19 protein-coding genes, 1 tRNA gene, 2 pseudogenes and 1 riboswitch are annotated in these 18526 nt (G+C 65.6%); of the genes and pseudogenes, 14 read left to right on the top strand and 8 right to left on the bottom strand.

Annotated elements, in window-relative coordinates; all coding sequences use genetic code 11:
• Positions 1-27: 27 nt before the first annotated feature.
• From ACYDAT_RS03105 to ychF, 8 genes are all read left to right on the top strand, one after another.
• Complete coding sequence (locus tag ACYDAT_RS03105) at positions 28-1773, top strand: tetratricopeptide repeat protein (RefSeq protein ID WP_461448442.1); 1746 nt, start codon at positions 28-30, stop codon at positions 1771-1773.
• Complete coding sequence (gene lolB / locus ACYDAT_RS03100; protein WP_461448441.1) at positions 1770-2447, top strand: lipoprotein insertase outer membrane protein LolB; 678 nt, start codon at positions 1770-1772, stop codon at positions 2445-2447. The genes ACYDAT_RS03105 and lolB overlap by 4 nt, the downstream gene beginning before the upstream one ends.
• Entirely contained in the window at positions 2428-3306 is an 879-nt protein-coding gene (gene ispE, locus ACYDAT_RS03095; RefSeq protein WP_461448440.1) for a 4-(cytidine 5'-diphospho)-2-C-methyl-D-erythritol kinase, read from the top strand. Before lolB ends, ispE begins: the two co-directional genes overlap by 20 nt.
• A 33-nt stretch (positions 3307-3339) precedes the next feature.
• Positions 3340-3414 (top strand) — tRNA-Gln (locus tag ACYDAT_RS03090).
• Positions 3415-3707: 293 nt separating this feature from the next.
• Positions 3708-4646, top strand: coding sequence for a ribose-phosphate diphosphokinase (locus tag ACYDAT_RS03085; protein ID WP_461440393.1), 939 nt, complete (start codon positions 3708-3710; stop codon positions 4644-4646).
• A gap of 346 nt (positions 4647-4992) precedes the next feature.
• On the top strand, positions 4993-5709 hold the full coding sequence (locus ACYDAT_RS03080) for a 50S ribosomal protein L25/general stress protein Ctc (RefSeq protein ID WP_461448439.1): 717 nt from the start codon (positions 4993-4995) through the stop codon (positions 5707-5709).
• A 45-nt stretch (positions 5710-5754) separates the two neighbouring features.
• Positions 5755-6369, top strand: a complete 615-nt coding sequence (pth, locus tag ACYDAT_RS03075) for an aminoacyl-tRNA hydrolase (protein ID WP_461448438.1) — start codon at positions 5755-5757, stop codon at positions 6367-6369.
• 216 nt (positions 6370-6585) lie between these two features.
• Positions 6586-7677, top strand: coding sequence for a redox-regulated ATPase YchF (gene ychF, locus ACYDAT_RS03070; protein ID WP_461448437.1), 1092 nt, complete (start codon positions 6586-6588; stop codon positions 7675-7677).
• Positions 7678-7704: 27 nt separating this feature from the next.
• Here the strand turns inward: ychF and ACYDAT_RS03065 are convergent, their stop codons facing one another.
• Genes ACYDAT_RS03065 through ACYDAT_RS03055 form a run of 3 tightly spaced genes read right to left on the bottom strand, consistent with a single transcriptional unit; the run spans position 7705 to position 10380 of the window.
• Entirely contained in the window at positions 7705-8616 is a 912-nt protein-coding gene (locus tag ACYDAT_RS03065; RefSeq protein ID WP_461448436.1) for a restriction endonuclease, read from the bottom strand.
• Between the two features lie 49 nt (positions 8617-8665).
• Positions 8666-9370, bottom strand: a complete 705-nt coding sequence (gene murU, locus ACYDAT_RS03060; protein ID WP_461448435.1) for an N-acetylmuramate alpha-1-phosphate uridylyltransferase MurU — start codon at positions 9368-9370, stop codon at positions 8666-8668.
• A complete protein-coding gene (locus tag ACYDAT_RS03055; protein WP_461448434.1) occupies positions 9367-10380 on the bottom strand; it encodes an aminoglycoside phosphotransferase family protein in 1014 nt (337 codons plus the stop codon). The genes murU and ACYDAT_RS03055 overlap by 4 nt, the downstream gene beginning before the upstream one ends.
• A 291-nt stretch (positions 10381-10671) precedes the next feature.
• On the opposite strand from ACYDAT_RS03055, the gene ribH reads away from it, so the two are divergent.
• The 5 genes from ribH (at position 10672) to ACYDAT_RS03030 (ending at position 15179) form a co-directional block, all read left to right on the top strand.
• Entirely contained in the window at positions 10672-11139 is a 468-nt protein-coding gene (gene ribH, locus ACYDAT_RS03050) for a 6,7-dimethyl-8-ribityllumazine synthase (protein ID WP_461440537.1), read from the top strand.
• Positions 11136-11618, top strand: a complete 483-nt coding sequence (nusB, locus tag ACYDAT_RS03045) for a transcription antitermination factor NusB (RefSeq protein WP_461440538.1) — start codon at positions 11136-11138, stop codon at positions 11616-11618. Before ribH ends, nusB begins: the two co-directional genes overlap by 4 nt.
• A 185-nt stretch (positions 11619-11803) precedes the next feature.
• Positions 11804-12769, top strand: coding sequence for a thiamine-phosphate kinase (thiL, locus tag ACYDAT_RS03040; RefSeq protein ID WP_461440539.1), 966 nt, complete (start codon positions 11804-11806; stop codon positions 12767-12769).
• Positions 12766-13260, top strand: coding sequence for a phosphatidylglycerophosphatase A family protein (locus ACYDAT_RS03035; RefSeq protein ID WP_461448433.1), 495 nt, complete (start codon positions 12766-12768; stop codon positions 13258-13260). The genes thiL and ACYDAT_RS03035 overlap by 4 nt, the downstream gene beginning before the upstream one ends.
• 266 nt (positions 13261-13526) lie before the next feature.
• Entirely contained in the window at positions 13527-15179 is a 1653-nt protein-coding gene (locus ACYDAT_RS03030) for a S53 family peptidase (RefSeq protein WP_461448432.1), read from the top strand.
• A 111-nt stretch (positions 15180-15290) separates the two neighbouring features.
• Here the strand turns inward: ACYDAT_RS03030 and ACYDAT_RS03025 are convergent, their stop codons facing one another.
• The 5 genes and pseudogenes from ACYDAT_RS03025 to ACYDAT_RS03005 form a co-directional block, all read right to left on the bottom strand.
• Positions 15291-15848 carry a TMEM165/GDT1 family protein gene (locus tag ACYDAT_RS03025; protein WP_461440223.1) on the bottom strand — a complete coding sequence of 186 codons (558 nt, stop codon included), beginning with the start codon at positions 15846-15848 and terminating at the stop codon, positions 15291-15293.
• Between the two features lie 81 nt (positions 15849-15929).
• A riboswitch (yybP-ykoY riboswitch) is annotated at positions 15930-16013 on the bottom strand.
• Between the two features lie 75 nt (positions 16014-16088).
• Positions 16089-16370 (bottom strand): annotated as a pseudogene (locus ACYDAT_RS03020) (IS1634-like element ISCARN23 family transposase); the annotation flags it as partial.
• Positions 16371-16419: 49 nt separating this feature from the next.
• Positions 16420-16836, bottom strand: coding sequence for a cytosine permease (locus ACYDAT_RS03015; RefSeq protein ID WP_461448431.1), 417 nt, complete (start codon positions 16834-16836; stop codon positions 16420-16422).
• A gap of 67 nt (positions 16837-16903) precedes the next feature.
• A pseudogene (locus ACYDAT_RS03010) lies at positions 16904-17920 on the bottom strand (cytosine permease); the annotation flags it as partial.
• Positions 17921-17981: 61 nt separating this feature from the next.
• Positions 17982-18215, bottom strand: coding sequence for a hypothetical protein (locus tag ACYDAT_RS03005; protein WP_461440221.1), 234 nt, complete (start codon positions 18213-18215; stop codon positions 17982-17984).
• A gap of 73 nt (positions 18216-18288) precedes the next feature.
• Between ACYDAT_RS03005 and ACYDAT_RS03000 the strand changes: the two genes are divergently transcribed.
• On the top strand, positions 18289-18489 hold the full coding sequence (locus tag ACYDAT_RS03000; RefSeq protein WP_461448430.1) for a hypothetical protein: 201 nt from the start codon (positions 18289-18291) through the stop codon (positions 18487-18489).
• The last annotated feature ends 37 nt before the right edge of the window (positions 18490-18526 follow it).

Here is an 18526-nt window from a genome sequence, read left to right as displayed (position 1 = left end):
GCAGGCGAAAGGCAGGCGGATAGGATAGTGCGGACAGGCGCGATCGGGTTCAAGTTGCGGCATGGGTTGGCATTGCCGATCGCCTGCGCGCTGCTGTCCGCCTGCGCCAGCACCGCGCCGCGCACGGCGGACCTTGACGCGCCGCCCGCCGCGCCGCCCGCGCAGCCCCTGGCGCGATTGGCCGCGCCGGCCACGCCGCAGGCGGCGCTCATGGCCGCTGCGATGCAGGGTGATTTCGCCCTCGCGCACAACGATTTGCCCGCCGCGGCGCGCGCTTATGCGCGTGCCGCGCAGGCATCGCGCAATCCCGAGCTGGCCGAACGCGCGCTCGATCTGGCCATTGCCGTGCGCGATGCGCCGCTGGCGCAGCAAGCCCTGGCGCGCTGGCAGGCCTTGGGCGCACCCGCGCTGGGCGTGCGGCAGGCGCGCGCCAGTCTAGCGCTGGCCGTGGGTGCTCGCGCGGCGGCCATGACCGCGTTCACGCAGCTCACGCAGCAGGGCGAACCGGGCTGGAAGGCGGCGCTGCGTGCGCTGGCCAGCGCGCGCGATGCCGACCTGGCCGGCGCGGTGCTGGAGCACATCGCCACGCCGCAGCGGCTGCCGGCGCACGCCGGCACGCTGTGGCTGGCGTGCAGCCAACTGGGCGCGCAGTTGGGACGCAGGCACTACGCGCGCACGTTGGCCGCGGCGGCCGTGCGGCACGGCGGCAGCGCCGCCGCGTATTTGTGGCAGGCGCAGTTGCAGCAGGCCGATGGCGATCGCGCCGGCGCGGATGCCAGCCTGCAGACCGGGCTGCGCCGCCACCCGCGCGATATTCCGCTGCGCCTGGTGCGCGCCGCGCACCTCGCCGATGGCGGCGCCAGCGTGGCGGCGCTGCGTCTGCTGGACACGGGTCCGCAGAATCACGACACCTACGCCCTGCGTGCGGCCATCGCGGCGCGCGCCCGGCAGCAGCCCGCGCTGCGCACGCTGTATGCCGAACTCGCGCGCCTGCCCGCCGCGCAGCGTGACCGCGAGGCATATCTGCTGGGCCAGCTCGCCGAGCTGCTCGGACAACCGCGCGCGGCGCTGCACTGGTACGCGGCGGTGCCGGCCGACGCCGAGCACGGTTTTGCCGCCGACATCCGCCGCGCCGTGCTGCTGGATCAGATCGGACAGACCGCGTCGGCGCGCGCGCTGGCCGACGAACTGGCCGAGGAATCCTTTGAGGATCCGCGGCACTATCGCCAAGCCAGCGTGCTGCAAGCCGAGTTGGCGCAGCGCGCACGTGATTACCCGCGCGCCATCGCCGCCTACAACCGCGCGCTGCTGTTCGATCCCGATGCCTGGGATCTGGTTTACGCGCGTGGCGTGGCCGCGGCCGAGGCCGGGCAGACCGACGCCGCGCTGCGCGATTTCCACCGCGTGCTGGCGGCACAGCCGGACAACGTCGATGCCATGAATGCACTGGGTTTTACCCTTGCCGATGCCGACCGCGATCTGCCCGAGGCCAAAACCCTGCTGGCGCGCGCGTTGGCGGCGCGTCCGGACGACGCCGCGATCAACGACTCCTGGGGCTGGCTGCAGTACCGGCTGGGCGATTACGCCGCGGCGGTAACGGTCTTGCGCAAGGCTTGGCATCTGCAGGCCAGCGCCGAGATCGGCGCGCATCTGGCGCACGCGCTGCTGGCCAGCGGCGCACGCGCGCAGGCGCGGCAAATTCTCGATGCCGCGTGGCGCATCGACCCGCACAGCCGCAGCGTGCAGGCGCTGCGCGGACAGATCGGCTCATGACGCCACGTGCATTGCGCTTGTTGGCGCCGTTGGCGCTGGTCATGTTCTTGGCGGCCTGCGCGCCGACCCCGCTGGTGCTGCGCCCTGGCACCAGTTCCGAACGCGCCGCGCAGGCGCGGCGCGCACAGGTGCTGGCGCAATTGCCGGTGTGGCAGGCCAGCGGACGCATCGGCGTCGCCGACGGGCAGCAGGGCGGCAGCGGCGGTTTCGACTGGGCGCAGGATGGCGAGTCGTTCGATTTCACCCTCACCGCGCCGATCACCGGGCGCAGTTTCCGCCTGCAAAGCGGCCCCGATGGCGCCTGCCTCAGCGGTCTCAAACCGCAGCCGGTGTGCGCGTTCGACGCCGCCAACCTGCTGCGCGCCGAACTGGGCTGGGTGCTGCCGCTGCGTGAGCTGCGCGCGTGGGTGCTGGGCGTGGCCGCGCCCGGCAGCGCCAGCCACATGCAGTACGGCCCTGATGGTTTGCCGGCGCAACTGCAACAAGACGGTTGGATAGTGCAGTACCGTAGCTGGGACGCGCAGGCACGACCGCTGGCCATGCCGCGTCTGATCGAGGCGCAGCGCGCGCCGTACTCGGTGCGCCTGTATGTCGAGCGGTGGCGGTTTCCGGAGATGGCGCCCCGCCCTGAAGCAGCGCCCGGCGCGCGCGGCGATGCTCCCGGCCGGCGTTGAGGGCGCGGGCTGGAGCGCTTGGCCGGCGCCCGCCAAGCTCAATCTGAGCTTGCGCATCGTCGGCCGGCGTGCGGATGGCTATCACTTGCTGCAGACCGTGTTCCGGCTGCTGGACTGGGGCGACACCGTGTATCTGCGCGCGCGCGGCGATGGCCGCATCGTGCGTGTCTCCGGTCCCGTTGATGTACCCGCCGCCGAGGATCTGGCGGTGCGTGCGGCGCAGGCGTTGCAAGTCGCCAGCGGCAGCGCGCTGGGTGCCGATATCGCCATCGACAAGCGCATCCCGCAGGGCGGCGGGCTGGGCGGTGGCAGTTCCGACGCCGCCAGCGTGCTGCGCGCGCTGAACCTGATCTGGGGCTGCGCGCTGGATGTCGACCATCTCGCGAAGCTGGGTCAGCAGTTGGGCGCCGATGTGCCGGTGTTCGTGCGCGGCGCCAATGCGCTGGCCGAGGGCATCGGCGAAGTGCTGACGCCGCTGGTCCTGACACCGGCCTGGTACGTGATCGTGGCGCCGGGCGTGGCGGTGCCCACCGCGGCGCTGTTTCAGGCCCCTGAATTGACACGCGATGCCGCGCCCGAGACAATCGCGCGCTTGAGTTGCGGAACTGCGCGCGGCAATGCCTTCGAGCCGGTGGCGCGCGCGCGTTACCCCGCGATCGCCGCGGCGCTGGATTGGCTGGGCGGTTTGAGCGCGGCGCGGTTGTCCGGCAGTGGCGCATGCATTTATGCCGAGCTGGCAGACCGCGCCAGCGCCGAACGCATCGCCAGCGCCTGTCCCGCGCCATGGAAGGCATGGGTGGTCGCAGGCGCGGAGCGCTCGCCGCTGCTGACCGCGCTGGAGGATTTTGGCAAGGTCTGAGTGTTTGTTGATCTTGCAGTTTTTGTTTGCCGTTGGGGCGTCGCCAAGTGGTAAGGCACTGGATTTTGATTCCAGCATCCGCAGGTTCGAATCCTGCCGCCCCAGCCACTTCCACGCTCCTTTCCCGGTATTCCTGACTGGCGTCGAAGTTTGAGATGGCTTTTCCCTTCTCCCGTCGGGAGACGACCAACGGAAGTCCCCAAGGGAAGCTGGCGCACAGCGCCGAATGAGAGTGCGGGACTGAGCATGACGTTGGTGATTGCATGATGTCGATTGCGTTGTACCGAACCCCAACCCCTCCCTTGGGGGCTTTCGCTGCCGAGTTTCAGCGCGAGTAAAATTGATTTTTCCATGATCCGTGACAGGTCAGCGACGTGAACGCCTCCAATCCTTCCGGCCTGATGCTGTTTACCGGCAACGCGCACCACACCCTCGCCGAGGATGTCGCGCATCGGCTCGGCGTGCCGCTGGGCAAGGCCCAGGTCGGGCGCTTCTCGGACGGCGAGGTGCAGGTCGAGATCGAGGAAAACGTGCGCCGTCAGGAAGTGTTCGTCCTGCAGCCCACCTCGGCGCCGACCGCGGAAAATTTCATGGAGCTGCTGGTGCTGATCGATGCGCTCAAGCGTGCCTCGGCGGCCAGCGTCACCGCGGTGATTCCGTACTTCGGTTACGCGCGGCAGGATCGCCGCCCGCGCTCGGCGCGCGTGCCGATCACCGCCAAGCTGGCCGCGCAGATGATCGGTACCGCGCACTGCGATCGCGTGCTCACCGTCGATCTGCACGCCGACCAGATTCAGGGTTTCTTCGACGTGCCGGTGGACAACGTGTACGCCTCGCCGGTGCTGCTGGCCGATGCCTGGCGCCGCTACGGTGGCGACAATCCGATCGTGGTCAGTCCCGACGTCGGCGGCGTGGTACGCGCGCGCGCCATCGCCAAGCGGCTGGATGACGCCGAGTTGGCGATCATCGACAAGCGTCGTCCGCGGCCCAATGTTTCCACGGTGATGAACATCATCGGCGACGTGAACGGCAAGACCTGCTTGCTGGTGGACGACATCGTCGATACCGCCGGCACGCTGTGTTCGGCCGCCGCGGCGCTGAAGGCCAGCGGCGCGCGCAAGGTGGTGGCGTATTGCGTGCATCCGGTGCTGTCCGGCGGAGCGCTGGCCAACATCGAGGCCTCGCAACTCGACGAATTGGTGGTGACCGACACCATTCCGCTGCGCCCCGAGGCCAAAGCCTGCAAGCGCATCCGCCAGCTCTCGGTGGCCGAGCTGCTGGCCGAAACCATCCGTCGTATCGCCTTTGGCGAGTCGGTCAGTTCGTTGTATGTGGATTGAGGCTGGAGAGTCGGAAGTGGGAAATCGGTAGCTGGTAGCTGGAGAGCATGAGGTTTGTTTTGCCGCTGTCATCCTGAGGCGTAGCCGAAGGATCTCGGCGCCGAGATCCCTCGCCGCGCTCGGGATGACAATTGAAAGTTCGAAAGTAGGGAGTAGGGGGTCGGAGCAGGGAGTCGGAAGAGTTGCACTGTTGATGTGAGTCATTAGTCTTCCCTGGTTCTTGGTTCTTGGTTCTTGGTTCTTGGTTCTTGGTCCCGAGTCCCGGCTCCACAAGCATTCGCTCTCCTGGTCGCGGGTAGAGCATCCTCCGCCGCGAGGCGGGTTTTTCAACCGAAGGTCGTTTCCAATGGCAAGCAAACATGAAATCAAGGCCCAGAGCCGCAAGGACGAGGGGAAAGGTGCGAGCCGCCGCCTGCGTCACGCGGACCTGATCCCTGCCGTTATCTATGGTGGCTCGCAGCCGCCGCAAAGCCTGCAACTGATCCACAACGACATAGTCCTGGCCGCGCGCAACGAGTGGTTCTTCTCGTCCCTGCTCGATCTGAACATCGATGGCAAGGTGCAGAAGGTGCTGCTGCGCGACTTGCAGCGTCATCCGGTGAAGCCGCGCGTGCTGCATCTGGATTTCCAGCGCATCGACGAGAGCAAGCCGATCCGCCTCAAGGTGCCGCTGCACTTCCTCAATCAGGACAAGTCGCCGGCTGGCAAGCTCACGGGCACGTTGATCATGCATGAGGTCAACGAAGTGGAAATCTCCTGCCTGCCGTCCATGCTGCCCGAGCACATCGAGGTGGATTTGTCGGCACTGGAGAAGGGCGACATCGTGCATCTGTCCAGCATCAAGCTGCCGGAGGGCGTCGAGATTCCCGCGTTGCGTCTGGGCAAGGAGCACGACGTGGCCGTGGTGCTGGCCAAGGAAGCGCGCGTCGAGGTCGAGGAGGAAACCGCGGCACCAGCGGCTGTCGCCGATGTGCCCGCGACCGCGGTCAAGGCCGAGCCGGCCAAGACCGAATCGGCCAAGACCGAATCGGCCAAGGCCGAGCCGGCCAAGGGCAAGAAGTAAGCCCGCCGGGCCGGACCGTCATGGTCCGGCCCGCGCGCCGCCCGCATGAGCACACTGCGTCTCATCATCGGCCTCGGCAACCCCGGGGCCGAATATTTGCGTCATCGCCACAACGCCGGGTTCTGGTTCATCGATTCGCTGGCGCTGGCCGAAGGCGCGCGCTTCACAGGCGAGGCGCGCCTGCGTGGCACGGCCGCGCGCATCACGCTGGCCGGACAGGATGTGCGCCTGTTCAAGCCGATGACGTTCATGAACGAAAGCGGCCGCGCGGTGCGGGCGGCGCTGAACTACTGGAAGATCGCGTCCGAGGAATGCCTGGTCGCGCACGACGATCTCGATCTCGCCCCCGGCACCGCGCGCCTCAAGTTCGACGGCGGCCACGGCGGCCAGAACGGCTTGCGCGACATCATCGGTCAGCTCGGGCATGGACGTTTTCACCGTCTGCGCATTGGCATCGGCCACCCTGGCAACAGGGATGCGGTGACGCCTTGGGTGCTGGGCCGCGCCAGTCGCGGCGATGAGGACGCCATCCTCGACGCCATCGCGCGTGCCCTGCAGGTGCTGCCGCTGGCCGTCGCGGGGGATTTCAACGAGGCGATGAAGCGGCTGCATACGGCGGAAAGCCGGGACTTGGGACTCGGGACTCGGGACTTGGATTGAACCTGCGCGAGTGGAAATGGTGAGCTGGTAGCCGGCAGTCGGCAGTCGGTAGTTGGAAGTAGAAAGAAGAAAGTAGGAACTTTTTGTGCGGCTCGCGGTTTTCCCCCGAGTCCCGAGTCCCGAGTCCCGAGTCCCGAGTCCCGAGTCCCGAGTCCCGAGTCCCGAGTCCCAAGTCCCGAGTCCCGAGTCCCGCACCACCATTCAGGAGTTCCATCCATGGGTATTCAATGCGGCATCGTCGGCCTGCCCAACGTGGGCAAGTCCACGCTGTTCAACGCGCTCACCCGCGCCGGCATCGCCGCGGCCAATTTCCCCTTTTGCACCATCGACCCGAATGTGGGCGTGGTCCCGGTGCCTGATCCGCGTCTCGCGTTGCTGGCTGAGATCGTCAAGCCACAGAAAATCGTGCCCACCGCGGTCGAGTTCGTCGACATCGCCGGGCTGGTGGCGGGCGCGTCCAAGGGCGAGGGCCTCGGCAACAAGTTCCTGGCCAACATCCGCGAGACCGACGCCATCGCCCACGTGGTGCGCTGCTTCGAGCACCCGGACATCATCCACGTGGCCGGCAAGATCGACCCGATTTCGGACATCGACACCATCGACACCGAGCTGGCGCTGGCCGATCTGGAATCGGTGGAGAAGGCGTTGAATCGCGTCGAGCGCGCCGCCAAGGCGCACGACAAGGACGCCATGGCCAAGCGTCCGACGCTGGAAAGAGTGCGCGCCGCGCTGGACGCCGGCAAGCCCGCGCGCGCCGCCGGCCTCGATGCCGAGGAGCGCGCGCAACTGCGCGAGCTGTTCCTGCTCACGCTGAAGCCGCTGATGTACATCGCCAACGTGCGCGAGGACGGCTTCGAGCACAATCCGCACCTCGATGCGGTGCGCGCGCGCGCGGCCGCCGAAGGCGCCGAGGTGGTGCCGGTGTGCGCCGCCATCGAGGAGGAACTGGGCCAGCTCGACGAGAGCGAGCGCATGGTGTTTCTCGAGGAAATGGGTCTGCACGAACCCGGCCTCGACCGCGTGGTGCGCGCCGGCTACAGGCTGCTTGGCCTGCAGACCTACTTCACCGCCGGGGTCAAGGAAGTGCGCGCGTGGACGGTGCGCAAGGGCGCCACCGCGCCGCAGGCTGCCGCGGTCATCCACACTGATTTCGAGAAGGGCTTCATCCGCGCCGAGACCATCGGCTTCGCCGATTTCATCAAGTACCGCGGCGAAGCCGGCGCACGCGAGGCCGGCCGCCTGCGCCTGGAAGGCAAGGATTACATCGTGCAGGAAGGCGACGTGCTGCACTTCCGTTTCAATGTGTGAGCGCGAACCGGATTCAGCGTCGACGCTTCAACTCTCTTCAAAGTAGTCAGAGTCAACGCGTTTGATCGCATAGGAACCGGCGGCGGCGATGCCAACATCAAAGTCGATCATCAGATCGGTCAACTGCTTGCCATCGATAAGCACCACCTTGGTGTCGATGCGTGATGCATAGTCGGCGGCGTCGGCGGTAAAGCACGAGGTGGTGATGAATACCCCTTTGCGGGCACGTTGCCCTTGCAGCGCACCGACGAATTTCTGAATCTCGGGCCTGCCGATGGACCCCTGCCAGCGTTTGGCCTGGATGAAGATGGTATCGAGCCCGAGTCGATCTTCCTTGATGATCCCGTCGATGCCGCCGTCACCGGTCTGGCCGATGCGCTCGCCGGCGTCACGTCGCGAGCCGCCGTAGCCCATCTTCACCAGAAGCTCCACCACCAGCTGTTCAAAAAAGGTGGGTGAACTGGCCAGGATGCGGGACAAAAGCTCTTCGGCCAATTGTGCTCGCAAGCCTTGATACGCGGTTTCGATCGTCTCTTCAGGGGTACTTTGCGAAACGGGTGCGTCGACCGGGGCGTTTGCCTTGCCGGCGGACCTCGTGGCATCCAGCAGCTCGACGAATTCAGGAAATCGTTGCAGGAACTTGATGTCGATCCGGCCGGGATTGTCGGCCAGCACGTTCAATCCGCGCGGGGTGATCTTGAATACGCCGCGCCTGGGTGACTCGAGCAGACCTGCCATCTTCAGGTAGCTGCGCGCCCAGCCGATGCGATTCTTGAACAGACCTTGCCGCCCGGAGGGCAGTAGTTGCGCGCGTTCGGCTGCAGCAAGCTGAAAGTGCTGCGCCAGGCTCTCTTCGGAATCCCGAAGCGTGTGCTCGTCTCGATCCGCAAGGAATTGCAGCAGGGGAAGCATGCAGCTTTGATAGTCGGGAATCGCCATGGCGAGAGGATAGCCTTGACCGCCGCCCGGGGTACGAATGCGGCCACAGTCAGCGCCCGCGCAATTGCGCCTCCAGCGCGGCCAGTTCCTGCGGCGTACCGAGGTTGTGCCAGCGGCCGGCATAGTGCTCGCCGCTGATCTGGCCGGCGCGCATCGCGGCCAGCAGCAGTGGTACGAGTTTGAAGCGCGGCGGTTGGCGCTGCGTGTCGGGGCTTGCGTCCAGCGCGTCACGCCAGTGATCGAACAGGGCGGGGTGGTACACGCCGATGTTGCCGAAGGTCAGGCGCGGCGCGCCCGCGTTGTGCAGCAGACCGCCACGCAAGGCGAAGTCGCCCTCGGCGTGGTACGGCGGGTTGTTCACCATGACCAGGTACGCGAGGCCGTCCGCTGCGCGCGGCAGGGTGGCGTAATCGAAATCGGTGTAGAGATCGGCGCTGACCGCGATGAAGGGCTCGTCGCTGCCCAGCAGCGGCAGCGCGTGCAGCATGCCGCCACCGGTTTCCAGCGGCGTCGCGCCCTCGTAGCTGTAACGGATGCGCAGGCCCCAGCGCGCGCCGTCGCCCAACGCCTCGGGAAACTGCTCGGCCCGATGCGCGGTGTTGATGACGACGTAGCGCACGCCCGCGGCGGCGAGGCGTTCGAGGTGGTAGCCGATCAGCGGTTTGCCGGCCAGTTGCAACAGCGGCTTGGGCGTGGTGTCGGTCAGCGGACGCATGCGCTCGCCGCGGCCGGCGGCCAGGATCAGCGCCCTCATGGCCGAGGCAGCGTGAGGTCATGGCCGGCGCTGGCGCGCTCCAGCAATGCGGCCAGCACGGCGAATTCGGGATAGGCGCGCGCGGCTTCCAGCGCATAGGCCAGCACGCGCGACAGGTCGCCCAGATAGCCGGCCTTGCCGTCGCGGTAGTACAGGCGGCAGAAGATGCCCAGCACCTTGAGATGGCGCTGCAGGCCCGTCAGGTCGAAGGCGCGCAGAAAGTCGGCGTCATCGCGCGCGGCGGGCCATAGCCCGGCAGCGACGGCGCGCGCGCGGTAATCCAGTGCCCAGTGCCGCACTTGCGCCGCGGGCCAGACGATGTAGCAGTCCTTGAGCAGCGAGACCAGATCATAGGTGAGCGCACCGCACACGGCGTCCTGGAAATCGATGATGCCGGGGCCGCCATGCGTCAGCGCCAGCAGGTTGCGGCTATGGAAGTCGCGGTGCACGAATACGCGCGGCTGCGCCAGCGCGGCCTCGGTGAGACGCGTGAAGGCCAGTTCCAGTGTGTCCCAGTCGCCGCAGGCCAGTTCGTGGCCGAGGTGGCGTTCGAGAAACCACGTCGGCAGCAGCTCCATCTCGGCGATCAGGCGCGGCGCGTCGTAGGGCGACAGGCCGCGGCAATCGGTGTGGCGCTGCATGGCGAGCAGGGCGTCCAGCGCGGCGTCGTAGAGTGGATCGACGGATTGAGGGTTGAGCAGCGGCAGATACGTCGCGTTGCCCAGATCCTGCATGGCAATGAAGCCCTGCGCGGTGTCGCTGGCGTACACCTCGGGTGCGGCCAGACCGGCGGCGCGCAGACGCGCGGCGATGTCCAGCCAGGGTCGGATGTCCTCGCGGGCGGGCGGGGCGTCCATCACGATCACGCTGCGGCCATCGATGCGGGCGCCGCGCCAGTAGCTGCGAAAGCTGGCGTCGCTGGAGGCGGGCGCGAGCCGCAGCGCGGGTTCGTGCAGCGTATCGCGCGTCCAGTGCAGGCGCGCGGCGGCGCGGTCGGTGGCGTCGGTCATGGGCATGCGGGACGGGAAAGCACAAGCATAGCGGGCGTGGTGCGCGACGGCCTCGTGGTACGTGCCCCGGCATTCCGCGATGTCGTTCCGGACCGTGCTGGCATGCGCGGGAAACATATCTCTGTCGTTCCGGATGGCGCTTGCGCCGGTCCGGAATCCATGGAGATGCCGAAGAGCTGGATGACCAGTTTCGCTGTTGTGAAGCGTTTCCCGCCTGCGCGGGAACGACAGTGGAGAGCAAGCGTTCGTGGCGTGTCCTGATAGACTGGCATGCTTTTCGAGGACGCCGCCATGCATGTGATCGAAGGGGCTTTCGCCGCGCCGCGTGGGCGCATCGCGCTGGTCGCGGCGCGCTTCAACGGGCATATCGTCGATGCGCTGATCGAGGGCGCGCGCGACATGTTGTTGCGCCATGGCGTCAGCGACGACGCCATCGATCTGGTGCGCGTGCCCGGCGCGTTCGAGCTGGGGCCGGTGGCCGCGCGTCTGGTCGCGGGGCGCAAGCACGCGGCGGTGATAGCACTGGGCTGCGTGATCCGCGGCGCCACCGCGCATTTCGAGTACGTTGCCGCCGCCGCCGCCAATGGCGTGGCGCAGGCCGCGCAGGCGGGCACGGTGCCGGTGGTGTTCGGCGTGCTCACCACCGAGAACATCGAGCAGGCCATCGAGCGCGCCGGTACCAAGGCCGGCAACAAGGGCGCCGATGCCGCGCTGGCCGCGATCGAGTTGATCGACCTTTACGCCAAGCTGGGCGCATGAGCGCTGCACGCGGTACGCGTGACAAGCACGGTGCGCCGGGTGGCGTGGATCTGGCGGCGCGCGGGCGTGCGCGGCGGCGCGCGCTGCAGGCGTTGTATGCGTGGCAAGTGTCGGGCACGCCCATCGACGGCGTGATCGAGCAATTCCGCCACGAGCAGGACATGGAAGTGGCCGATCTGGATTACTTCGAGGATTTGCTCAAGGGCGTCGCTCGCCACGTCGAGGAACTCGACGCTGGGCTCACGCCATTTCTGGATCGCTCGGTGGCCCAGGTCGATCCGATCGAGCGCGGTGTGCTGCGCCTCGCCGCCTACGAATTGCGTTTTCGCGCCGATGTGCCCTATCGCGTGGTGCTGAACGAGGCCATCGAGGTGACCAAGCGCTTTGGCGCTGACCACGGCCACAGTTACGTCAATGGCGTGCTCGACCGCCTCGCCGCGCAGTGGCGCGCGCCCGAGTACGGCATCGCGCGCGGTTAAGAACTTGTGAAAGAACCCCCTCACCTGTTGCGACCGCCCCTGGACGTCCCCGGCGGCGTTGCGCGGACCCCGAAAATCGCTTGCGTAGGCCTTGCCACGTGCGTGATTTTCTGCACCGCGCACCTTGCCGGATACGCCCAGGGCCGGACTCGCGACGGCAGGGGATTCATTCTCAGGTTCTGAGCATGGCCGAGTTCGATCTGATCGAACACATCCGCGCGCGCGCCCGGCATGCGCGCGGCGATGTGCTGCTGGGTATCGGCGACGACGCCGCGCTGCTGCAGCCCGCGCCCGGCATGCAACTGGTGGCCTGCGCCGACACGCTCAACGTTGGTGTGCATTTTCCCGAGCACACCGCGCCCGCGGCGCTGGGCTGGAAGGCGCTGGCGGTGAACCTGTCCGATCTGGCCGCGATGGGCGCTGAGCCCGCCTGGGCGCTGCTGGCGCTGAGCCTGCCCGCGCCCGATACGGCTTTTGTCGCCGAGCTCGCCGAGGGCTTCGCGCAACTGGCCGCGCGCCACGAGGTCGCGCTGATCGGCGGCGATACCACGCGCGGGCCGCTGAGCCTGACCGTGACCGCGCTGGGGCAGATTCCGCCGGGCGCCGCGCTGTTGCGCAGCGGCGCGCGTGTCGGCGATGCGGTGCTGGTCACCGGCACGCTGGGCGATGCAGCCGCAGGATTGGCGCTGGCGCAGGGCAAGCTGTCCGGCGTGGTTGCAGCGGATGAAGCATTCTTGCGGCGCCGACTCGATCAACCCGAACCGCGCGTGGCCGCGGGCCTGGCGCTGCGCGGGCTGGCCACGGCCTGCATCGATATTTCCGACGGCCTGCTGGCCGACCTCGGCCACGTCTGCACGGCCAGCGACGTGGGTGCCGAAATCGAACTGGGCGCGCTGCCGCTGTCTGCCGCGCTGAGTGCGACCGTGGCGCGCGCGCAGGCGCAGGCGTTGGCCTTGAGCGGCGGCGATGAATACGAGCTGTGCTTCTGCGTGGCGCCAGCGCAGGTCGAGGCGGCGCTGGCGCGCGTGCAGGCGGCCGGTTGCATAGCGCGCGCGATCGGCCGCATTGTCGCCACGTCGGGCGTGCGGGTGATCGATGCGCAAGGCCGCAGGTTCGAGCCGGCGCGGCGCGGCTACGAGCATTTCGCGTGAGCGGCGTGATCGCGCCCGCGCAACGCCGCGCCCTGCTGGCGCACATCGACGGCTGGATCGCACTGGGATTCGGCAGCGGCCTGTCGCCGTGGGCGCCAGGCACCGCAGGCTCACTGGCCGCGCTGCTGCCGTGGATGGCGCTGCGGCTGCTATCGTGCCCAGCTTATCTCGCCGCGCTGTTGCTGGCTTTCGTGCTGGGCGTGTGGGCGTGCGGGCGCGCCGCGCGCCGCGTCGGCCTGCATGATCCCGGCGCATTCGTCTGGGATGAGTTCGTCGGGCAATGGCTGGCGCTGCTGCCGGTGCTGGCCGGACCGTGGTGGGGCATGGCGCTGGGCTTCGTGCTGTTCCGTCTGTTCGATGTGTGGAAACCGTGGCCAGTGCGCTGGGCCGACCGCAGCCTCGACGGCGGCCTCGGCGTGATGGCTGATGACGTGCTCGCCGGCCTGATCACGGCTGGCGTGTTGGCGCTGGTGGTGCATGTGACCGGCTGAGCATTGCAGCCATGCTCAAGCGATCAGCTCCGTGAATTTCCCGGTGCGTTGCAATGTGATTAATTTGTATCAATTGTGAACGAATGCAATGGCGCATTTGTGGTTAGCTTGGATTCAGACGGTGATTGCGTATTGCCGAAGGTCACTCGCACGTGCAGTGCGGGGTGCGCCTGACGCGTGCAATGCAGGATCAGGATGCACCGTCGCGGCCATTGAACCGGCCCCTCAGCGCAGTTCCCTTCCTTCGCTCATGAGGTCATCTGGTCATGCACATGCACAGGCGGATACGCAGGCTTCTCGGTTTGACTGGAATTGCGGTTCTGGCGGGGGCCGTGGCGTTGCCATGCGCCGCGCAAACCGCGGCATTGACGGTACTCGCGCACAACCGACCACGCGGCATCGCCGCTGCGCATTACATCGGTAACCATGATCCGAATGCGGTCATGGATGTGGTGATCGCGCTGAATCTGCGCAACCAGGCTGGATTGCAGCAGTTGCTGGCCAACTTGCAAAACCCGAACAACTCCAGTTATCACGCGTTCCTGACGCCCACCGAGTTCACGGCCGAATTCGGACCTGGTCAGAGCCAGGTTCAGGCCGTCACCCAGTACCTCGCGAGTGAGGGAGTGCGGGTGACCGCTGTCAGTTCGAACCGGCAACTGGTGCATGCGCGCGCGTCAGCCGCAACCCTGCAGGCAGCTTTTCATGTCGCGATCGGTGACTACAGCCTCAATGGGCGCAGCTTTTATGCTCCAGTCGGCTATCCGCAGTTACCGAGCGCCGTGGCCGGCATGATCACTGCGGTGATCGGGCTCAGTGACTTCAACCAGATGCAACCACTGTCCGTGCCCGCAGCAGGCAATGGCGTTGTGGTGCCCAACAAGGGCAAGCCAGGCGGCGGGACGACGACACCGTCAGGCTATTCGCCACAGCAGATCGCCACGGCCTACAACTGGCCAGCCATCGCCAATACCAGCGATGGTGCGGGTCAGACGATCGCCATCGCCACGGCGTATTCGTTCAAAAGCAGTGATTTGACCGGATTCTGGAACCAGTACGGGCTGCCCAATCACACCGTCACCATCGTACCGGTGGGTGGCAGCACCACGCGCACCAACGTCGAGACCACGATCGACATCGAGCGCAGCGGTGCGATGGCGCCCGGAGCGACGATCCTCGTCTATGAGGGAGCCAACGCGCAATTGACGACGTTCACCGATGTCTACAACACGATCGTCACCGCCAACGCGGCCAGTGTCATGACCACGAGCTGGGGCACGGCAGAATCCAACATGTCCACCACGACCCTGAACGCCGACGACAACATCTTCAAGCAGGCTGCCGCGCAGGGGATTTCGGTATTTGCCGCCGCCGGTGACAATGGCTCATCGGACGGCACATCCAATACCGACGAAGCCGATTACCCATCATCCGACCCCTATGTCGCGGCTTGTGGCGGCACCACCTTGAACCTCAGCGGCAGCGGCACGATTGCATCGGAAACGGCGTGGTCCGGTAGCGGTGGCGCCGAGAGTCATTATTTTGCGGAGCCTTCATGGCAAGTTGGGACCAACGTGCCCGAGGATGGCTATCGCCAGACCTCGGACTTCGCGCTGGATGCCGACCCCAACACCGGCTATTCCGTGCTCTATGGCGGCAAGTGGTCGGTTTATGGCGGCACCAGTTTCGTCGCGCCACAGATGGCGGCCCTGTTCGCGGTGCGCAATGCCGGCGCTGGTTCGCGTTTGGGTCAGTCCAATTCGGCGGTCTACAACCTGGCCAATACAGCCAGCTACAGCACCGACTTCCACGACATCACGACCGGCTCCAACGGAGCATTCTCGGCGGGCCCGTACTGGGATCATCCGACCGGATGGGGTTCGGTCAGTGCCAGCAATTTCATCACTGACATCAAGTGAGGGCAGACACCACCCAAGGTGCGAGCCGCGCGCAAGCCATGGATGGCTTGTCGCGCAGATCCCAGTCTTCGTCCCCGCTTTCCATTCCCGGTCCGCGTGTGCGCGTGTCGATTAACGCAGCAACACCCATAGCCCCAACGCGGCGAACAGCAGCGCGGCGAGCGTGCGTGTGAGCTTCAGCGGAATGCGCTGCGCGTAGCGCGCGCCCAGCCACACCGTGGGCACGTTGACCACGAGCATGCCCAGGGTGCTGCCGGCCACGACCTGCCAGTACGGATGCAAATCGGCGCCCAGGATCAGTGTGGCGATCTGCGTCTTGTCGCCCATTTCGGCGAGGAAAAACGCCAGCGTGGTGGCCACGAACACGCCGCGCGCTAGCGCCGGACTGCCCTCGTCCGCATCAATGTGGTCGGGTTTCAGGGTCCACGTCGCCACCACCAGCAGCGATATGCCCACCAACCAGCGTTGAAGTGTGGGCGTCAGCAGCGTGCCCAGCCACGCTCCGGCCAGCGCGGCGAGGGCATGATTGACCAGCGTGGCCACGAGGATGCCAAGCACGATCGGCCACGGTCGGCGATAGCGCGCGGCCAGCACCAGTGAGAGCAGTTGCGTCTTGTCGCCGAGTTCGGCCAGCGCCACGCCGGCGAAGGCGATCCACAGGGTGTGCATGGGTTGCTCCGGCCGGGCTGCCGCGACAAGGCGCGCGCGGCCGGCCCGGCTGGGCGGCCCCGCGTGCCCGCGGTCTTGCCGGAGAAAATCTCCGCGCGCGCCATGGCTTTTGACCAAGTGTGTTGACGCGCGCCCCGCCTGTCGCGGTCGGCTACTCCCCGTGGGAGGGCGCACAGTGTAGCGTGTAGCAGTGTGGACACGACAGATCGCGCGTGACCTCATCACGCAGCGCTTTGGCGCGTCCTTGGACAACCCGAAGTGGCGCATGTCGCCGGCCATCTCGCTTTGTCCTTCCACGCCGATCGTGGTCATGTCGTCGAACATGATCGACAGATCCGGGTCGATGAGCGGGCGCAGCACCGCCGCCAGGGTGTGCTGTAGCACCCCGGCGCGCTCGGCCAGGGTGTCCATCGTGCGCAGCAGGCGCTGATGCGTAACCGAGGCGTTGTCCACGCCAGGCATGCGGGCGCCCTCGAGCCAGCGCAGGACGCCGAGTTTGGAGCTGGCGTCGCTTCGACGCGAATCAGGTACCCGGCAGAGGTTCGAGGCTAATCAGGCAAACTTTTGGGAGTCACCCTGGCAGAGCTGGGTTTTTTTCATTGATGATGATGGCTGGTTGTACGTTGCGCTTCATCAAAATGCCATAGACCAGGGCGGCAACAGTTAAACCAACGAACCACGCATAAGTATAAATTAATCTGAATACGCTGCCAACGTCAGGGAATAGATCCGGAAAGGAAGCATACAAAAATCCAGGAATGTTAGGCAGGATGCCGACGATCAGTGCGATAATTGCTATATTGTTCCAACCATTACCATAGGAGTATTTGCCGTCGTTGAGGTAAAGTTGATCAGCGTCAAGTTGGGTCTTTCGGATGAGGTAGTAATCGACAATCAAGATTCCGGCAATCGGTCCGAGCAGCGCGGAGTAGCCGATTATCCAAGTAAAGATATAGCCATGGGTCGATTCGAGCAACTTCCACGGCATCATCAGAATCCCAATCGCGGCTGTGATATAACCCCCCCCCTTTATACGATATATGCTTGGGCGCGAGAGAGGAAAAATCGTACGCTGGTCCCACCAAATTGGCTGCTAGATTCACGCTGATGGTATCAATGACCAAAATTATCATTGCGATCAGAACTCCAGCCCCGGTCATACGGCTGGCCAGGGTAATTGGATTCCAGATCGCTTTACCGTATATGACGACAGTGGCAGATGTGACGAGCACAGCCAGTATTGCTAACAGCGCCATTGGCACTGGCAAGCCAGCCGCTTGGCCCACAACTTGGTCGCGCTGCGATTTGGCGAAGCGCGTGAAGTCGGGAATATTTAGTGCTAGTGTGGCCCAGAAGCCGATCATGGCTGTCAATGATGGCCAGAACACCATCCAGAATTGGCCTGCCATCTTGCCGCCAATGACAAATTGTGAGGGTTGATCAAGTAGTATACCGAAGCCACCAGCTCGGTGGTAAACCCAAGCGAGTAGTCCGAAACAGACCAGGATTTTCAGCGGCGCTGTGTAGGTTTCGAGACTACGGATTGCAATCACCCCGTGCGTGATATACCAAAATTCTATCGCCCAAAATGCAAGAAAGCTGAGCAGTTGAACGCCGTTAATGCCAAGGACCCCGATCGGACCGCCTCCCAACCTGTGGCCCAGCAGTACTCCGACCAAGGTGTAGATCATCTCACCACCGAACCAAGTCTGGATACCGTACCAGCCGCAGGCCACTATCGCACGCATCAGCGCTGGTATCTTCGCGCCCTGGGTGCCGAACGAGCAGCGTACCAAGACTGCGTAGGGGATACCGTATTTGGCCCCGGCATGGCCGATCAACAGCATTGGCATCAGGATGATGACGTTTGCCAGAAAGACTGTGAGCACAGCTTGCGGGGCCGACATGCCATCCTTGATCAAACTGGCCGCCAATGTGTAGCCCGGGACCATTACCACCATCCCGACCCAGAGTGCAGCAAAATGGTACCAGCGCCAAGTGCGTTGGGCAGCCGAAGTTGGTGCCAAATCCTCGTTCCAGAGCTGGGTATTCCGTGATGTATCTTTTTTCATGATTATGTTTCCGCTGACTGGTTGGATATGGGATTGGTGTCGGTAGTTGCGTGCTTTGCCATCAGTCAAGGGCCGCGCAAGCAAGAGCGTGCAGGGCATCGCCCTCGGCACCTTTCAACTGGCGACGGCGCATGTGGCAGTCAACCTTCACGTGTCCGATGATTGGCTCGATGACCTGACTCCGCTGCACACAGCGCGATTGCCTACGCGTCAGGCCTTGCGTCTTGCCATGATGCAGAATGGCGACTCTCGGCAATTCACGCTCCCCGTAGCCCCAGTGGACTTGAAAACTCATGTCGCCGCCGCCTGCGCTCGGCGGTACGTTCGAGACACCACGTTTCGACGTCGCCCAGCGACAGGAGGCAGCCATGTCACTTTACGCAGCGATCGATCTGCATTCCAGCAACAGCGTGTTGGCGGTCATGGATGGCGACGGCAAAGCGCTGCCGCAGTGTCGACGGCCCAACGAACTGCCGCGCCTGCTGGCTGACTTGGCGCCCTACCGGAACGACTTGGCAGGCATTGCCGTCGAGTCGACGTACAACGGGTACTGGCGGTCGATGGCCTGATGGATCACGGTTATGCCGTGCATCTGGTCAACACCAC

This window comes from Metallibacterium sp., assembly GCF_054637675.1.
This window is presented reverse-complemented; position numbering and strand designations above follow the sequence as displayed.